13 protein-coding genes are annotated in these 16435 nt (G+C 43.4%); 7 read left to right on the top strand and 6 right to left on the bottom strand.

Features of this window, described 5'->3' with window-relative positions; all coding sequences use genetic code 11:
- Positions 1-26 precede the first annotated feature (26 nt).
- From AM228_RS02330 to AM228_RS02315, 4 genes are all read left to right on the top strand, one after another.
- Positions 27-2351, top strand: a complete 2325-nt coding sequence (locus AM228_RS02330) for a protein phosphatase 2C domain-containing protein (protein WP_054464480.1) — start codon at positions 27-29, stop codon at positions 2349-2351.
- A 601-nt stretch (positions 2352-2952) separates the two neighbouring features.
- Positions 2953-3459: a hypothetical protein gene (locus tag AM228_RS02325; RefSeq protein WP_054464479.1), complete on the top strand. Its 507-nt coding sequence runs from the start codon at positions 2953-2955 to the stop codon at positions 3457-3459.
- A gap of 57 nt (positions 3460-3516) precedes the next feature.
- Positions 3517-4404 (top strand): hypothetical protein, encoded by an 888-nt coding sequence (locus tag AM228_RS02320; protein ID WP_054464478.1) that lies wholly within the window; start codon positions 3517-3519, stop codon positions 4402-4404.
- A 189-nt stretch (positions 4405-4593) separates the two neighbouring features.
- Positions 4594-5064 (top strand): DUF2996 domain-containing protein, encoded by a 471-nt coding sequence (locus AM228_RS02315; RefSeq protein ID WP_054464477.1) that lies wholly within the window; start codon positions 4594-4596, stop codon positions 5062-5064.
- A 213-nt stretch (positions 5065-5277) separates the two neighbouring features.
- On the opposite strand, the gene AM228_RS02310 is transcribed toward AM228_RS02315, so the two are convergent.
- The 5 genes from AM228_RS02310 to AM228_RS02290 form a co-directional block, all read right to left on the bottom strand.
- Entirely contained in the window at positions 5278-6057 is a 780-nt protein-coding gene (locus AM228_RS02310; RefSeq protein ID WP_054464476.1) for a photosystem II S4 domain protein, read from the bottom strand.
- 335 nt (positions 6058-6392) lie between these two features.
- On the bottom strand, positions 6393-8771 hold the full coding sequence (locus AM228_RS02305) for a PAS domain S-box protein (RefSeq protein ID WP_054464475.1): 2379 nt from the start codon (positions 8769-8771) through the stop codon (positions 6393-6395).
- A gap of 102 nt (positions 8772-8873) precedes the next feature.
- Entirely contained in the window at positions 8874-9503 is a 630-nt protein-coding gene (locus AM228_RS02300; RefSeq protein ID WP_054464474.1) for a chemotaxis protein CheC, read from the bottom strand.
- 12 nt (positions 9504-9515) lie between these two features.
- Positions 9516-9890, bottom strand: a complete 375-nt coding sequence (locus AM228_RS02295; RefSeq protein WP_054464473.1) for a response regulator — start codon at positions 9888-9890, stop codon at positions 9516-9518.
- 617 nt (positions 9891-10507) lie between these two features.
- Positions 10508-11026 (bottom strand): hypothetical protein, encoded by a 519-nt coding sequence (locus tag AM228_RS02290; RefSeq protein WP_054464514.1) that lies wholly within the window; start codon positions 11024-11026, stop codon positions 10508-10510.
- 823 nt (positions 11027-11849) lie between these two features.
- Between AM228_RS02290 and serA the strand changes: the two genes are divergently transcribed.
- The 3 genes from serA to AM228_RS02275 all read left to right on the top strand — a co-directional run bounded on the left by serA (position 11850) and on the right by AM228_RS02275 (position 15462).
- A complete protein-coding gene (gene serA, locus AM228_RS02285) occupies positions 11850-13433 on the top strand; it encodes a phosphoglycerate dehydrogenase (RefSeq protein ID WP_054464472.1) in 1584 nt (527 codons plus the stop codon).
- 204 nt (positions 13434-13637) lie between these two features.
- Positions 13638-14534, top strand: a complete 897-nt coding sequence (gene prmA / locus AM228_RS02280; RefSeq protein ID WP_054464471.1) for a 50S ribosomal protein L11 methyltransferase — start codon at positions 13638-13640, stop codon at positions 14532-14534.
- A 337-nt stretch (positions 14535-14871) separates the two neighbouring features.
- The gene (locus AM228_RS02275; protein ID WP_054464470.1) at positions 14872-15462 is read left to right on the top strand and encodes a chromophore lyase CpcT/CpeT; all 591 of its coding nucleotides are present in this window, start codon (positions 14872-14874) and stop codon (positions 15460-15462) included.
- Here AM228_RS02275 and AM228_RS02270 read toward each other — a convergent pair.
- Positions 15459-16310 carry a DUF3598 family protein gene (locus AM228_RS02270; protein WP_054464469.1) on the bottom strand — a complete coding sequence of 284 codons (852 nt, stop codon included), beginning with the start codon at positions 16308-16310 and terminating at the stop codon, positions 15459-15461. The genes AM228_RS02275 and AM228_RS02270 overlap by 4 nt on opposite strands.
- Positions 16311-16435 lie beyond the last annotated feature (125 nt).

Below are 16435 nucleotides of genomic sequence, written 5' to 3'. Positions count from 1 at the left end.
ATAGCTGATCGGCGTGAGGAATCCCCATGCAAACACCTGCGGCAACCATTATTTGTCCCAACTACACCTGTGAACAGCCCAATGCAGAACACCATCAATTTTGCGAAAAATGCCGCACCCCGTTGCCTAAGCGCTATCTATGGGTAGTGGGGACAGGAGTCCAAAAGTTTAAAGAAAAGTTTAAAGATTTGAAAAGCGGTGAAGTCCTGGCCGATCGCTATGTGTTGAAGGGCGATCGCCTTCTGCTCGATACAAAACCGGGCAAAGTCCCAGATGTGCCGGTGGAAATTCCCGATTTGATTTTGCCCTACTTAAGGCTCTTTTCTCACCGCATCCATGTTCCCCAAGTTTACGGTCAATTGGTGGATCAAAAAATCAGTAGTTCTGGCTTGTGGTTATTAGAGCAAGGGCCGATTTACGCAGAAATTCCTACCCCGTCTGGCAGCGAAGCTAGGGAAACCCCACCCCCACAGACGGGTAAACTAATGCCACCGTTAATCGGCCAATGGGCGAAAGCTTCACCCTTAAGACAGCTTAACTGGTTGTGGCAAATAGCTAATCTTTGGCACCCATTTATGGGCGAAGGAGTGGCGGGAAGTTTGCTGAACCCAGAACTAATCCGGGTGGAAGGGTCAATTGTCAGATTATTAGAACTGCGTCTGGATAGTAAGTTTCCCACCCTAGAAAATTTGGGTCAATTCTGGTCCCAATGGGTATCCACCGCCAACCCGTTGATTGCTCCTTTTTTAGAAAAACTTTGCCAGTTGTTGATCGATGGTGAAATTAAAACCAGTGACCAGCTAGTTGCTTTACTCGATCGCGGTTTAAATGTATGTGGGCAACTTCAGCAACGAGAATATGCGATCGCCACCGACACCAACCAAGGTCCTAGCCGTCGCCGGAACGAAGACGCTTGTTATCCCAACGAAAGTAGCACGAAACTCACCTCAGAATCGGGACTAAGTTCATTAGCGATCGTCTGTGACGGCATTGGGGGACATGAAGGCGGCAACGTCGCCTCAAATATGGCCATTGATGCGGTGAAAAAGCACATCCAACAACAGCAAACATCAAAAGCCAATTTAACCGACCCAAGGACAATCACCACCACCCTAGTTCAGGCGGCAGGGGCGGCTAATGAAGCAATCTCCGCCAAAAACGATAGCCAACAAAAACAAGGCCGTCAACGTATGGGCACCACTCTGGTGATGTCATACACCCATGCCCACGAACTCTATATCACCCATGTGGGGGATAGTCGCGCCTATTGGATTAACCGCAGCGGCTGCCGCCAAGTGACAATCGACGATGATGTCGCCTCCCGTCACGTTTGTTTTGGCTACATCCTCTATCGGGATGCCCTGCAACAACCCTCCTCTGGTTCTCTGGTACAAGCCCTGGGGATGGGGCCTTCCGCTCATCTGCATCCATCAGTCGAACGTTTTGTGATTGATGAAGACTGCTTATTTTTACTCTGCTCTGATGGACTCAGTGACAACGACCGAGTAGAACAATATTGGCAGAGTAAGATTTTGCCGGTCTTAAATGGAGAGCTATCTTTAACTCAAGGGGTTAATCTTCTGATTGATTTGGCCAACTATCACAATGGCCATGACAATGTAACGGTCGCTTTAGTGCATTGTCGAGTCAGTCCCAATGAAACAGCCCAGATTACCCCAGAAGCATTGTTGGCTGAACTTGAGCAAATTCCACTCCCTTTAATGCATCCCGATGCTCATCCCGATGAGGATACCGAATTGCCTGGGCAAGAAGTTTCTTCTTCTGCCCCAACAAAGTTAGCCACACGGCCAACAGGTTCGCGGCCATTTTTACCGATTTTATTGGCCATAGTCCTAGTGGTAGGACTGGGTATTGTGGCTTTTTATTTGAATTCTTTGAACAATATGACTGGTTCAAATAATTCAGAAAGTAATCCAGAAAATCGGTTAGCTACAAATTCACAAGACAATTCGACAACGAGTTCTAATCCACCAGTGTCCGTGCAATGGGAAGACCTAACCACTGGTACTTTATATCAGATTAAGGCTGACTCTAATGTATCAGAATCTCCTCTTTCCCTTTATAAGAACAAGTCTAAGAATAAATCAGAGGAAATCGCTAAAATCGCCACAGATACGGTTATTTTAGTGAAAGAAAAACCAGGAAATATAACTGGAGATACTGAGAAATGGCTGCAAGTTCAAGTTTGCCCACCTGAAGATCCGCCGTTAGGAGATAAAATAAAATCTCAATTAGGTTGGATCCCTTTCGGTGAGTTAAATCAAGCGCAGATTAATCTAGAAAAATCCGATAAAAAGTACACTAATGGCCCTTGTGTTGTTAATAATTAGCCAACTGCAGAAAGTCCTACAACTGAAGGCGAACCAACAACTTCCCCAGAAAAACAAACCAATAAACCAGCCAATCCTAAAGGTAAAAGTGAATAACTGAGATTTTATTGCATTACTCGCATATTTACAGCGGTTTTTTTACTGAATAGACCACAAATCTCGGTTAGGGCGTGATCTTGGATTAAATCTCTGCTTTTACAGCGGTTTTCAGATTACTGAACCACGCTGGGGCGAAGCCCAAGCGGTATTTAATTTAATATTTTCAGTATTGTAGGGGCGAATGGCCATTCGCCCCTACAGAATGCTTCGCCCCTACTAAATATCTGTGGTCTATTCAACAGAAAACCGATTTAATAGTTGTTTTTACTCACTCAAAAAATATCCGGGTCGGTGAATAGTTGCGGGTAAAAATAATTTCACTATAATGAAGTCGGGGTGATTTTATTAGAAACAGGGTTTCTATGAGAATTTTGGTGGGATTACAGAGATTTGCTAAAGAAACCCGGTTTCTGCCTGTTAGAGCCAGTTTTAGAGCCAGTTAGAGATAATTAGGCTATCTAGAAACTTGAGAAAACATTTCATTTTAGATTAGGAAACTCCAATGATTTTATCAAAAAATAGCCGAAAAATAGTCCTTTCCGTGATGCTCACGTTGCTGCTACTCGTGGGCGCTTGTGCGGAAACCAAGACCACAAAGTGGGATACTGCCCAAAAAGAAAGTACCACCCAACCGCGTAATCAAGCGGTGAAAAAACAAGTTAAAGGAGGAGAATTTAATAAGTTTTTTCCTAAACCCAGTGGGGAATATAGCTTGGTCTATGAACAGGAGAAAAAAGGAGCCGCGATCGCCGATTTGAAAAAAGGCGGCCAAAGCGTAGCCAAGCTCTCGATTACTGATACAATTGATACACCGGATGCGGTGAAAAAATTTGCCAGCAGCACGAAAAAAATTGGCGGTTATCCAGCAGCAGAACAAGGAAAAACTATGACTTCAGTGTTGGTGGCTGACCGTTATCAAGTAAAAGTGCAATCGAGTTCTTTGTCACCAAGCGATCGCGAAAAGTGGATTTCAGAATTTAATCTCAGTGGTTTATCTAGACTTAAATAATCCTTGTCTATTCCAGACAAAATCCAAACTTAGTAATCTTCAAATAGGAGTCTTTCCATGAGTAAACCGATTTTTGAATTGGTGGATCAGCTACCAACCAATAATATGACGGTCAAAGTCCTCCGCGCCCTTGACTTTGTGGTTCCCGGTCAGTGGAACAACCTGGTGGGCTTTGAAAATACCATTCGGCAAGTAACCGGGGAAGACGACCCAGAGATTATCCAACAAGTAGGCGATCGGGCCATCTATCTGTTCAACGACAAAAACGAAGGCTACCAACGCGCCCTCTGGCTTTACCAAACCATTGATAGCGCCGGTTCCGCCCTCGGTACTGCGGCAATGGCCAATAAAATTGGTGAAGATATCAGCTTTCTCGGCTTTTTAAACAAACTCACCCCCAAAGCAGACAAAGCGCAAACCATTGACTTAGTAATGAAATTAGTCGTGGAATTGGTAGCTTTCTGTCAAATTAACGGCATTCCCGGCGATAGCATTGGGGACTTTCTCGCCTCGTTAGCAGACTATGGCGGTGAGTCGATTATGCGAATGGCGGCCTTAGTTTGCCTGGATGGGTTAATTCCCCTCGGCCCCGACTTTATCCAAAAAGGATTATCCACCATTGAAAGTTTAAGCCCGAAAGAACTTGAGGAGAATGGTTCCTTTAAGTCCGTGAGCACTCTAATTCCCGGAAATAATGCCAGTAGTAAGTTGAGTTTTATCGGCGAAAGCTTTTCTTCCGTGTCTGATTGGATGAGCAATTTTGTCGGAGAACGGAGTTTAACCCCCCAATCAGTCCTCAGCAGCTTACAAGGCTATGTGGAAATTGCCGATGACAAGCTGGACTATGTGGCGGCATTCCTGGATATGACTACCAACTATTATGAGCATACCGGGATCCAAACTTTAGCGCGGCGGCTGATCGAACGCGCGATCGCGGAAATCTAATCCCATTGATGCCAACCGAAAGGATGAGGGGTTAACTACAGAAGCCTTCATCCTTTCTTTTTTATGGATAGGCTAAAATTGCCCGCTAAAAATGTTAGTAGGATTGTGATTAAATTCGTACAGGTGGCAAAAAGTCTGTTTTTTTGGATCGCTAACCACCCATTACTCAAACCATAGAAGGATCGATTTATGAGCGAAGAGCAAGCAGCAAACACAGAAGCCAAACCCGCAGCCAAAGCCAAACCGGAAGCAGCCAAAGCCGATGCAGCCAAAGCCAAAGCCCCCAAGCCAGAAGATAAGCCCTTTGCCGATTTTATGCATCAAGACTATCTGCCAGCCTTAAAAGCAGCTTTGGTCAAAGAAGGTCTGGACGATATTGAGGTGATGTTGGAAAAACAAAAATTTCCTATGTCTGGTCTGGGTGCCAACTCCGAATGCTGGCAGGTGATTGGTCGCTGGAACAATGGCAAACGTCAATTTAATCTCTATTTCCCCAAAGCGGATATTTCTGGCCCTAGAGGGTTTTCTTGTTCTGATGTCGGTGCTAAACCCAGTACCTTGGAGCCGTTTTTGATTGATGAGCGCAAGATTACTCTGGACTTGATGTTATTTGGCGTGATTCAACGGTTAAATGGTCAAAAGTGGTTAGCCCCAAATTGAGGTCAGGGATGAGCCTAAAATTGTAGGTTGGGTTGAGGTACGAAACCCAACGGAGGAGAGAGAATAGAGGAGAGAGAATAAAGGTTCGTAGAAGAGTGAAAATTGAAATCTCCACTCTCCACTCTTCACTCTTTCCTCTTTCCTATGCATGCTCTTTCCTCTTTCCTCGCAAGTGTTGGGTTTCACTTCGTTCTACCCAACCTACAAATAGAATTATATATATCGCGTTAAATCTACTCGATATCTGCCTTTTTTGGTGACGGTAATTTCCCCGACTTCTAGGCGTCCTTTGCCGCGAATGGCAATTAAATCATTGGATTTGACTTGATAGCTGGGTTGGGTGATTTCTTTCCAGTTAATTCGCACGTCTCCGGCATTAATAAAATCCACCATTTTACTCCGAGACATCCCAAACCCCGCTGAGGCGATCGCATCTAACCTCGTAGAAGCTTCCACGGTGGTTAACTGCTTTTTCTTCGGTTCTTTAATATTTAATTCCGTCAACTCAATTCGTTGAGTTTTCACCGGCACCGATCGCACTTGTTTCAGTTCCATTTCCAGAAACTCCACCATTTCTGGCACCACAATCACCTGAGCCCCGCGATCGCCCAAAACAACAATATCACCAGTTTTTTCCCGGACAATTCCCGTCCCCAACATTGCCCCCAGAAAATCCCGGTGACTGGCAGTGTCAAACAGAAAATTTCCGGCAATTTCTAACGCGCAGACCTGCACTTGTGACACATCAAGGGGAATTTCCTCACGGGCGATCGCCAAACGGGTGCGTTCCGCTTGGGGGTAGCCGCCCCAACTCACACAATGAACCTCCGTCAAAGACTTAAAAGCCTTTAGACTATCCGCCAACTCTGGGGGAGACAAAAAATCTGTCAACACCACCTCCCAAGTTTTAATCGCTTGATTTGCTTGGTCAATAATGCGGGCAACACAGTCTCGATTTTCTATACCTTTTAACAGTTCTTCTTTGGGTAGCATCTTAATTTTCCCTATTAATATATTTGTTGATTGTTGATTGTTGATTGTTGATTGTTGATTGTTGTTTGTTGTTTGTTGATTGTTGTTTGTTGTTTGTTGTTTGTTGTTTGTTGTTTGTTGTTTGTTGTTTGTTGTTTGTTGTTTGTTGTTTGTTGTTTGTTGTTTGTTGTTTGTTGATTGTTGATTGTTGATTGTTATTTGTTGATTGTTATTTGTTGATTGTTATTTGTTGTTTAACAGACATCTCCCGAACTAACAACCAACAACAAAAAACTAACAAAAGTTAACTAACAAATAACAACTAGCAACAAAAAAAATCAACTAACAACTAACAACTAAGAACTAATATCTGAAGGTGAATGCAAAGCTTTATCCAAAATTTTTAACAACTCTTGGCTAGTATAAGGCTTGGACAAAAAACCGACTAATTCTTGTTTAACTGCCATATCATCCTCAAAATGAGAAGGCCAACCACTCACCCCTATAACTTTCAAATGGGGGCTAATACTCCGTAAGTATTTCAAAGTCGTTTTCCCATCCATCCCCGGCATCATCATATTTAATAATACCAGATTAATTTGCTCTCCGTACTGAGTATATCGAGCCAAAGCCTCAATCCCGTTTTTCGCGGTGATCACTCGATAATTATTCGTTTCTAAAATAGTTTGGCTAATTTCCAAAATCACCAACTCATCATCCACCAGCAGAATTAACTCACCCTGTCCTTGAGGAAAATCAATTTCTGGAATTGTTTCGGCATGGTTTTCCGGTGCGGCGGGTAAATAAATTTTAAATTGAGTTCCTTCACCCAGTTGACTGGCCACCTGAATAAATCCACCGTGGCTTTTGACGATTCCCATCACCGTGGACAGACCTAAACCCGTGCCTCGACTAATTTCTTTTGTAGTAAAAAAAGGTTCAAATATTTTATTTAAATGATCGGGATGAATTCCCGTTCCTGTATCTTTTACCGTAATACAAATATAAGCACCGACCAGGGAATCTAAATTTAATTTAGCATAGTTTTCATCAATCCAAACATTTTCCCCGTAAATTTTTAAAGTGCCGCCATTCGGCATGGCATCGCGGGCATTTACGCATAGGTTCATCAAAATTTGATGCAGTTGAGTGGGATCGCCATAAATTAACCACAATTCTCTAGGAACGTTGGTGACCACAGTAATTGTTTTGGGAAAGGTTTCATCAGCAATTAATCTAACTTCTTCAACAATATGTCTGACTTGAATAATTGTCCGTTCACCTTCTAATCCCTTGGCGAAAGACAACACTTGCTTGACCAAATCCGCCCCGCGAATCGTATTATTTTCCAGCATCGTTAAAATTTGATCTCGCTTTTCGTCTGGGAGATCCATTTTTAACAGGTGAACGGCAGCTAAAATGGGGGATAAGATATTGTTGAGATCGTGAGCAATGCCACTCGCCAAAGTGCCAATGCTTTCCATACGTTGCACCCGGAGAAACTGCGCTTCTAGAAGCTTCTTTTCGGTAATATCCGTATCTACCGTTAGGATAGATTTCGGATAATTTTTGCTATCTCTGACTAATGTCCAACTGCTAGAGACAATGATTTCCATGCCGTTTTTGTTAATTTTATGTAATTCACCCTGCCATTCTCCATTCTCAATTGTATTTTTTTTAGCTAACTTATAATAATTATCATAAATTTGACTAGAAAGTTTTTTATTGGCATATTCTCCTATAATTTCTGATGCTTTCCAACCATATAATTTTTCGGCGCTAGGATTCCAGAATAAAATTCTATCCTCTAAATCTTTTACCATAATCGCATCTTTGGCAATTCCGATCAATGCCGCTTGTTCTTCTATTTGGGCTTCGGCTTCTTTGCGATCGGTAATGTCGTACATAGCGCCGACGACTTGCTCGATATTACCATCCAGACTGTCTATCACTTTCATTTCATTGCGTAGCCAGCGGTAGCTACAGTCAGCGTGTAAAAATCGATGTTCAATAATTTGGTGTCCGGTTTTCCCTAGATGCAAAATTTTTGGTAAAACTAACTCAGTGTCATCAGGGTGAATATGTTCAAAATAAAAATTGGGTTGATTAATAAACTGATTTGGTTGATAGCCCAATTGTTCTAGAACATTGTCACTGATAAAGGTCATATGCAAAGTAATTTGATCGGTATTATTTTCTTGGCAAGTATATAAAATTGCCGGACTGGATGCCAGTAAATGTTGCAATTTTGCCTGAGTCGATCGCAAAACCGCATCAGTGCGTTCTAATTCTTCAATTTGGTCTTGGAGTTGTGTTTCTCGAATCACCCGTTCCGTCACGTCGTGAATCACCGTAATTGTGCCCACAATCTTTGATTCTGAGATCAATGGGCCAATGCGAGCACTCTGCTGCATATAGGATAATTGATGTTGCACCGCTGAAGTGGACATCGGTAGCAAATAACGATGTAACCGCTGAGAAAGCATCACCACCTGACCATTGAGGGCTTGACGATAGAAACGCTCGATGCCCTTTTTTACTAACGTGGGATAAACTTCAAATAAATTATGCCCAATGGTTTCACTTGCCGATAAACCACTGTGGATTTCTAGCCAATGATTCCAACTGATAATATTCAAGTTAGGATCGGTGGTAAAGACTCCTTGATCGGCGAGGGCGTCTAGCCAGTGTTCCAATGCCTGATGGTAATTTGTGTTAAATTTCTCATTCATCATAATTCATGTAATTTTGCTGTCGGATCAAGGGGATTTATGGAGATTCAGTAAATTTTGAGCGATCGCGATCAAATCATTCGAGTGTTCAGGGAGTCCTCATCATTATTCCAGAATTTCCACCGAAACATCTGCCCAATGTTCCACCGCTTCCAGTAATTTTTCCAAGGAAACCACGCTCAAAATCAGTACCAGATAACCTTTCACCTCATCTTCTTGGAGTCGAAATCCGGTGTAAACGAGCATGGCATACCGCATTTCTTCCTTGCCAATCACCAGGGAATGGATTAAGCCATCAATCGCTTCCAGATATAAGCGCGGCACAGAAAAAGAAATTTGAATTTGTAATAAGTTGCCAAATACGCTTAAACAGGCATTCAGCAAAATATTGCCAATTTCCGTGATCACTTCTGATGCTGCGGTATCCAATCGCTTGCTATGAATATGAGCCTCTGGGGTAATTAAGTCTGAGAGCATGACGGCTCCGTCATAATTTAATAATAATAGGGCATTGCCAGAGACAGGTCCGTTAAATATCTGTTGAACCGTGGCCACTTCTCCCTCCACAAAGCTGGCCAGTTTTGGCCTAAGCTCATCAATGGTATGGATGGAAACCTGCGGCACATCGAGTAAGACGCGATCGCCGGTGAGTTCACTCAACGAATTGGCGGCCCTGGCAAAGCCAATATTAATTAGTTCACTCAAAGCATCTAGCTGGGTTTGAGTGAGATCCATAATTCTATCTCCTTATAAAACATCTGGGGTATTGCTAAGTACCTGATTCACCACTTCTAATACCTTGGTGCGATTGAATGGCTTGTTGACAAAACCCATCGCCCCAGCTTCTAGGACTTTGGTTTTGGTTAAGTCCTGCAAGTCAGCGGTGGCAATAATGACTCTGGCAGATTGATTCAACTCCAGAATTTTTTCCAGCACCTCATCTCCGGGTAGTCCTGGCATTGCCATATCCAGCAAAACTAAATCCGGCTGTTCCATTAAATAAGTTTCAATTCCCACTAATCCGTCTGTGGCTTCAATAATATGATGTCCTTCTGCGATGAGAATTGTTCGCAGAATTCTTCTGGATAAAGTTGAGTCATCCACAATGAGAATTTTGGCCATTACCATCCCTCCAACATAATTCCTAACCGATCCGGGCGTTGATTGTTTTGACTGACTCGTCTGGAACTGACTAGATACAGAATCTCATCAGTGATGGACTATATTGCTCTGCTGGTGAGAATTTTTTTCATCATACTCCGATCTAAATATCTGTAAACAAGGATGAATCAAAAATTAATCAAATTTTTTCCTAATTGTGAATTTACATTTTTTACTCATTAGTTTATCGGCGTTTTTGAAATCGGCTTTTTTGAATTATCATCAGCCGATGCTTACCGGAGCCAATTAACTTTTACCCGTGATAGCCATCGCTATAATTATAGCCATTCTAGGCGATCGCTATTGAAAAAATTACATTGGTAATTTTTTTTGTTATCATATATAGTGGCACATTTCTCTGCTTCCCAAAAATAGATTTTTCTCTAAATAAAGAAAGCGGGAAGTATTGGGAAATTATGACAAATGAGATAATTTTATCCCAAATACTTCACCCATAAAATCCACACTAATCCACACTAATTCTAAAAGCATTTCAACGGTTAACCTTGCTCTGCTGCTCCTCTTATGGTTCACTTTTGCCCAAAAGAAGAGAAAAATCAAGGCGGATTAAATGGGGATTAAATAAAGTTAGCGTCCTCAGTATAACCTTGAATATTTTCTGGTTTAAACTGATTTATAATCGGAGTGGCTTGGCGAATTAAACTGTCCGCCCCTTGAACGATCACTAAATATTTGCCTTGATTCAGCCGGTTCCGGTAGGGCAAAGCGTCGCCACTGCCAAACACTAAACCAACCCCACCACCCACAAAAAAGCTACCCATTGCTCCAGACATTGCTCCCAAGAGTCCACCAATTAGGTGATTGCCGATTTCCCCAGCCCAGGCAAATGTGTCTAAATTAGTAATGAAGCTGAAGGTAAAGCCAGCCCCAAAGCCAAACGGGACAAGCCAAGTTGCCATTAGGAGAGCTTGCTTCCGGGCTTTTTGGTTGGGATCGATAAACCCAAACTCATCAGCACTTTTGTATCCTTTTCCTAAAATATGGATTTGACTGGTGGGAATGCCTTCTTTTTCCAAGGCAACGGAAACTGCTTCCGCTTGAATTCGATCTGCCAGAACCGCTACGAGATATTTCATACCACAGAAATTACTAATAATGAATAGACGATTAAACCACAAAAATGAACCGGCAAAATCCTTTTTTTTGCTAAAAAAAAATAGCATTTTTGTGCTATAATAGACAGCAGTCATAGTTATAATATATCTGAACTTGAGCCAGGCAGTGCCAGAAAATTTAGAAATTTATGCTGCCCCAGGGGGATTTTGTAAAAAAAAGGAAAAAATGACTGGTCAACCGAAGAGTTAGCCGCAGTCCAGCCAACCCTACCGGGAAGAATCAGGCGGAATAAGGCTAAAAAAGTGATGTTTTGGATGTTTTGATCAAGATTTACCAAGATGGGATGCTCCGAATTTACTGAAAGACAGTGAAAGAGAGTGCGGGATTGAATCTCTAGAAGATTGATTTGATTTCGGGAAAAAACGCTTAGGGTCAACTAAACTTACCGAAAAGCGAAATTTACATTAACTTACATTAACTTACATTGCTGGGTCGCTAAGTGAGAAAGCCCGATCGTGCCGGGAGATGATCGAGTGATTAGAGTGATTAAGCCGAGTAAGCCTCTGGATAATTATGCCCATTTTCTGCCACAATAATCACGAATTTCCCGGCTTTGAGATCGGAAAGTAAAAAAAACTTTGATGTGTCATCAGATTTTCTACCCATTTACCGCTAAAATGACTTACTGCACCAAGTCTTCCGGGTATAGAGGTTTTTCTGATGGGTCAGAGATCGTCATTGAATACCAAAGCTACTGGCCTAGGTTGAGCGGATGATATCCCTCTGACATTACCCCTGTGTCGATCGGGCTTGCTGTTGTTAGTTGCAACCTACTTGCTGACCATGCCAAAGGTTCTCGTTTCAGATTCTATTGATCAAGCTGGAATAGATATTCTATCCCAGGTCGCCCAGGTTGATGTTCAAATTGGACTATCACCTCAAGAACTCATCAACATCATTCCTGAATATGATGCTTGGATGATTCGTTCCGGCACCCGCATTACTAAAGAAATGATTGCAGCGGGCGATCGCCTCAAAATCATTGGTCGCGCTGGCGTTGGCGTCGATAATGTGGATGTGCCAGAAGCCACCCGTAAAGGGATTGTGGTCGTCAATTCCCCTGAAGGGAACACGATCGCCGCTGCGGAACACGCTCTGGCTATGATGCTGGCCCTTTCCCGCTACGTTCCTGATGCCAATACATCGGTTAAAAATGGCTTATGGGAGCGGAAAAAATTTGTCGGCGCGGAAATTTACAAAAAAACCCTGGGAATTGTCGGACTGGGCAAAATTGGCTCCCATGTAGCCAGCATTGCCAAAGCAATGGGCATGAAAATGCTGGCTTACGATCCGTTTATTTCCATTGAACGAGCGGATCAACTCGGCTGTCGCTTAGTCGATCTCGATTTATTATTCCGAGAAGCCGATTACATTACCCTGCATATCCCCAAAACCAAGGAAACCGCGAATCTGATTAATGCGGAGGCGATCGGTAAAATGAAACCGACCGCTCGGATTATCAACTGTTCTCGGGGGGGCATTATTGATGAAGTCGCTTTAGCCACCGCCTTAAAAGAAGGTCGGATCGCCGGAGCCGCCTTAGATGTCTTTGACAATGAACCCTTAGAAGAAGGGTCGCCCTTGCGGGAACTGGGCAAAGAAATTGTCCTCACCCCCCACCTCGGCGCTTCCACCACTGAAGCCCAGGTCAATGTGGCCATTGACGTAGCCGAACAAATTCGCGATGTACTTTTGGGACTGCCTGCCCGTTCAGCGGTAAACATTCCCGGACTTTACCCAGATGCCCTGGAGAAACTACGCCCTTACTTAGAATTGGCGGAAACCTTGGGCAATTTAGTCTCTCAATTGGCCGGTGGGCGCGTGGAACTGCTAAATGTGCGGCTCCAAGGGGACTTGGCTAACAATGAAAGTCAAGCTGTAGTCGTGGCTGCCCTCAAAGGTCTGCTCTCTCAAGCGTTGCGGGAACGAGTCAATTATGTGAATGCCAGCATCGAAGCCAAAGAACGAGGCATTCGGGTGATTGAAACTCGTGATGCGTCAATTCGTGACTATGCCGGTTCCCTGCATTTAGAAGCTAAAGGTTCTCTGGGCCAGCATACGGTGACTGGGGCGATCTTAGGGGATGGGGAAATTCGGATCACCGATGTGGATGAGTTCCCCGTCAACGTGGCGCCAACTCACTATATGCTCTTAACCAGGCACCGAGATATGCCAGGGATTATTGGTAAAATCGGCTCCCTACTGGGCAGTTTCAATGTGAATATTGCCAGTATGCAGGTGGGTCGCAAAATTGTTCGCGGCGATGCGGTCATGGTACTGAGCCTTGACGATCCTTTGCCAGAAGGAATTTTGGCTGAGATTATGAAGGTTTCAGGGATTCGCGATGCCTGTACCGTCACCCTTTAAAGGATTTTAGTTAAATGATTTTAGATTTGACTAAGCCAATTTAGTCAGCTATCAGGTATCAGGTGTCAGGGATCAGCCGTTAGCTGACGGTCATCAGCTAACGGCTGATAGCTGATACCTAGCGGCTGATAGCTTAATACTGATAACTGATAGCTGATAACTTATAGTTAAATGCTTATTTCAAATCTAAAGTCTCTAATTGATATGGCAAATAATTGGTGGGAAATTCAAGTGCTTTGTGAACCAGCTTTGGAAGATTTAGTCTTCTTAAGGCTGGAAAGTTTTGGTTGTCAGGGTACAGCTTCTCAGACTAAAGGTTCTTCTTGTTTGGTGTTGGCTTATTTACCCCAAGAAAAAGCACAGTTGTTGGATTTATCGGCTTTGTCCCTTTTGCTCAGGCAAGATGCTTTATGTATGAGCTTTCAAGCTCCCGTGATTAAGTGGAGTTTAATCGAGGAAGAGGACTGGGGCGTTAATTGGCGGAAGCATTGGCATCCCCAGAAAATTGGCGATCGCTTCTTGATTAATCCCGCATGGCTGCCCATCCCCACGGATAGCGATCGCCTGATTTTGCGTTTGGATCCGGGCGTTGCCTTTGGCACTGGAGATCATCCAACCACGGAACTCTGTTTAGAAGCCCTGGAAATGCGCCTCGGAGATGATAGTGAGCAACAAAATGCGGTCATTGCTGATATTGGCTGTGGTTCTGGTATTTTATCCATCGGTGCGATCCTTTTGGGGGCGCATCGAGCGATCGCCGTAGATACTGATCCCCTAGCAGTGCGGGCAGCACGGGAAAATCGCGAATTAAATAAAATCGCCAAAGAGCAAATCACGATTCAACAAGGCAGTGTTTTACAGGTCAAGGAGTTAATTGACCAACCTGTGAATGGGATCGTCTGTAATATTTTGGCAGAAGTGATTATTGATTTAATCCCAGAGATGAATGCGATCGCCGGCCCAGAAACTTGGGGAATTTTCAGTGGAATTTTGCTCGATCAAGCCAAACCTGTCGCCGATACCTTAGAGCAACATGGTTGGATCGTTGCCGCCCTTTGGCGTCGTCAAGATTGGTGTTGTTTTAATGTGCGTCACGCTTAAAAAATAGAGACGTTGCCTCCTACAACGTCTCTATTTTTTGTTGGCTATTTTTAGGATAAAAGCTTGGATCTAGCGTTTTTCATACTTATGAGGTAATAATTTTTCTCTGTCATTCCCGCCTTCGCGGGAATCCAGAGCGCGTTTTAGGGTGACGATCATAAGTTTACGGGCAGAAATAATAGCTAAATAAAAAAGCCAAAAGTTAACTAACCAATATAGCGGTTATTATCTGGATTACAGAGGTTTTCTGGATTCCCGCCTGCGCGGGAATGACAGTTTTTTTGTAATTCATAACTATTACAAGTGCTATAAAAGGCAGCGATCGCTGGTTGAAAAAATGACCCAACAAAACAAATTAACCATTTTAGCACAATGGCTGGTAGGCGAATTTGAAAACGTTAATCAAGCCAAAGAACAACCGAATTGGTTTGTACATATTCGGCTTTGGCATCGGCTTTTACCCATAAAAATTGACGGCAACTTAGCTATTTTTGCCGAGCAAGCGCCAATTTTAAAATTAGATCAACCCTATCGCCAGAGAATTTTAGTCTTAAAACCGAGCGATAATCCCGCTAAGTTCATCGGCCAATATTATGGATTTAAAGACCCGAATAAATTTCGCGGTGCCGGGACAAATCCTCACTTGCTGAATCAATTTTTACCGGAAGATTTAGTTAATTTACCCGGTTGTGCTTTGACCATTACGGAGCAAGAGCAAAAATTTATTGCCCAACCGGAACCGGGGGCAAAATGCTTCTTTGAATATGATGGCCAAATCCGTCAAGTGGTTTTGGGCTTAGAAGTCAGCGAAGATAGCTTTAAAAGTTTCGATCGCGGAGTCGATCCAGAAACCGGAAAAGGATTGTGGGGGGCATTAATTGGCCCTTATGAGTATCAAAAAATCCAGGGATTTTCTTGGCCGAATTAAGCTACTTTCTCCTCTGTCACCAGGGTTAAACTGTCCCATCCTCCCCGATCGTCATAACGGCGAATTAAGCGCTGTCGGCGGCGATCGTCAAGCAACCATCCCGCTTCCAGGAAAAAAGGTTGACGCATAGGAATGCTTAGGGGAGTATTGCACGATGCACCGTCGGGCAGTAACAGAATTTGCATCGGCATACTTCCTTGGTTGAATAAAAGCCGGGAACCTTGAATCTCTGCGGTAGAAGTGAAGCTAAAGTTTTCTGCACTCATTTCTATACTCAAAGATGTCGAAAGATTGTCTCCTTGCCGACGTAAGGATAGACGAGTGGAGGAGACATCAGGCGATCGCCAATCTGGATAAATAGTCACCGCTTCTCCTTCCCAGTCTCCGAGGAGTCGATCTATCGTCAGGGGAGGACGTTCGGGGGTGTTGGTATTTTCCCGATATTCCCGAATCAGGGTCATACTGGCAAAATTAGCATTTCGGTCAAATAATTCCACCAAACGCAATCGGCGATCGCCAACAATAAAACCAAATTCTGCCCCAAACTCACTAAAGGGTCCAAATTGCATCGAACCAGTGGAAAAGGCTCCATTATTAAAGAATAAAATACTGCGGTTTAAAGAACTATATTGCAGTACCAACGGGGGCGGAATTTCATCGGTATTTTGGGGAAAGCGCTCCACTACCTGTTTAACCGTGCGATTATTGTCTAAGCCTTCTAACCTCACAACGGTGGGGGTATCACTTTGGATTTCTCCTTGGGGGGAAATTCGGGTAAATGACCCTTGCCAAACCCCTAAATTCAGGAGGAAGTTGTCCCATTGAGACGCTAATTCATACTTGGACATGGTTAGAGATTTTGATAGATAAACGAGCGTTAATTTTATCTCGTTGATTTTATCTCATATTCAGGTTAAAGCTAAAGGGTAGAGTCTGTGTGGCCATGAAATCAGAGAATGGTTGATTTTCGCTT

Source organism: Planktothricoides sp. SR001 (genome assembly GCF_001276715.1).
In the GTDB taxonomy this organism is placed as follows: domain Bacteria; phylum Cyanobacteriota; class Cyanobacteriia; order Cyanobacteriales; family Laspinemataceae; genus Planktothricoides; species Planktothricoides raciborskii.
Note: the sequence above shows the minus strand (reverse complement) of the source record. Positions and strands in the feature narration are given on the sequence as shown.

Coding starts and splice junctions, on each gene's coding strand:
- AM228_RS02315 (WP_054464477.1), top strand. CDS start 4,594: ATGAGCGAAGAGCAAGCAGCAAACACAGAAGCCAAACCCGCAGCCAAA.
- AM228_RS02295 (WP_054464473.1), bottom strand. CDS start 9,890: ATGGCCAAAATTCTCATTGTGGATGACTCAACTTTATCCAGAAGAATT.
- AM228_RS02270 (WP_054464469.1), bottom strand. CDS start 16,310: ATGTCCAAGTATGAATTAGCGTCTCAATGGGACAACTTCCTCCTGAAT.
- AM228_RS02300 (WP_054464474.1), bottom strand. CDS start 9,503: ATGGATCTCACTCAAACCCAGCTAGATGCTTTGAGTGAACTAATTAAT.
- AM228_RS02310 (WP_054464476.1), bottom strand. CDS start 6,057: ATGCTACCCAAAGAAGAACTGTTAAAAGGTATAGAAAATCGAGACTGT.
- AM228_RS02290 (WP_054464514.1), bottom strand. CDS start 11,026: ATGAAATATCTCGTAGCGGTTCTGGCAGATCGAATTCAAGCGGAAGCA.
- serA (WP_054464472.1), top strand. CDS start 11,850: ATGCCAAAGGTTCTCGTTTCAGATTCTATTGATCAAGCTGGAATAGAT.
- AM228_RS02330 (WP_054464480.1), top strand. CDS start 27: ATGCAAACACCTGCGGCAACCATTATTTGTCCCAACTACACCTGTGAA.
- AM228_RS02325 (WP_054464479.1), top strand. CDS start 2,953: ATGATTTTATCAAAAAATAGCCGAAAAATAGTCCTTTCCGTGATGCTC.
- AM228_RS02275 (WP_054464470.1), top strand. CDS start 14,872: ATGACCCAACAAAACAAATTAACCATTTTAGCACAATGGCTGGTAGGC.
- AM228_RS02320 (WP_054464478.1), top strand. CDS start 3,517: ATGAGTAAACCGATTTTTGAATTGGTGGATCAGCTACCAACCAATAAT.
- prmA (WP_054464471.1), top strand. CDS start 13,638: ATGGCAAATAATTGGTGGGAAATTCAAGTGCTTTGTGAACCAGCTTTG.
- AM228_RS02305 (WP_054464475.1), bottom strand. CDS start 8,771: ATGATGAATGAGAAATTTAACACAAATTACCATCAGGCATTGGAACAC.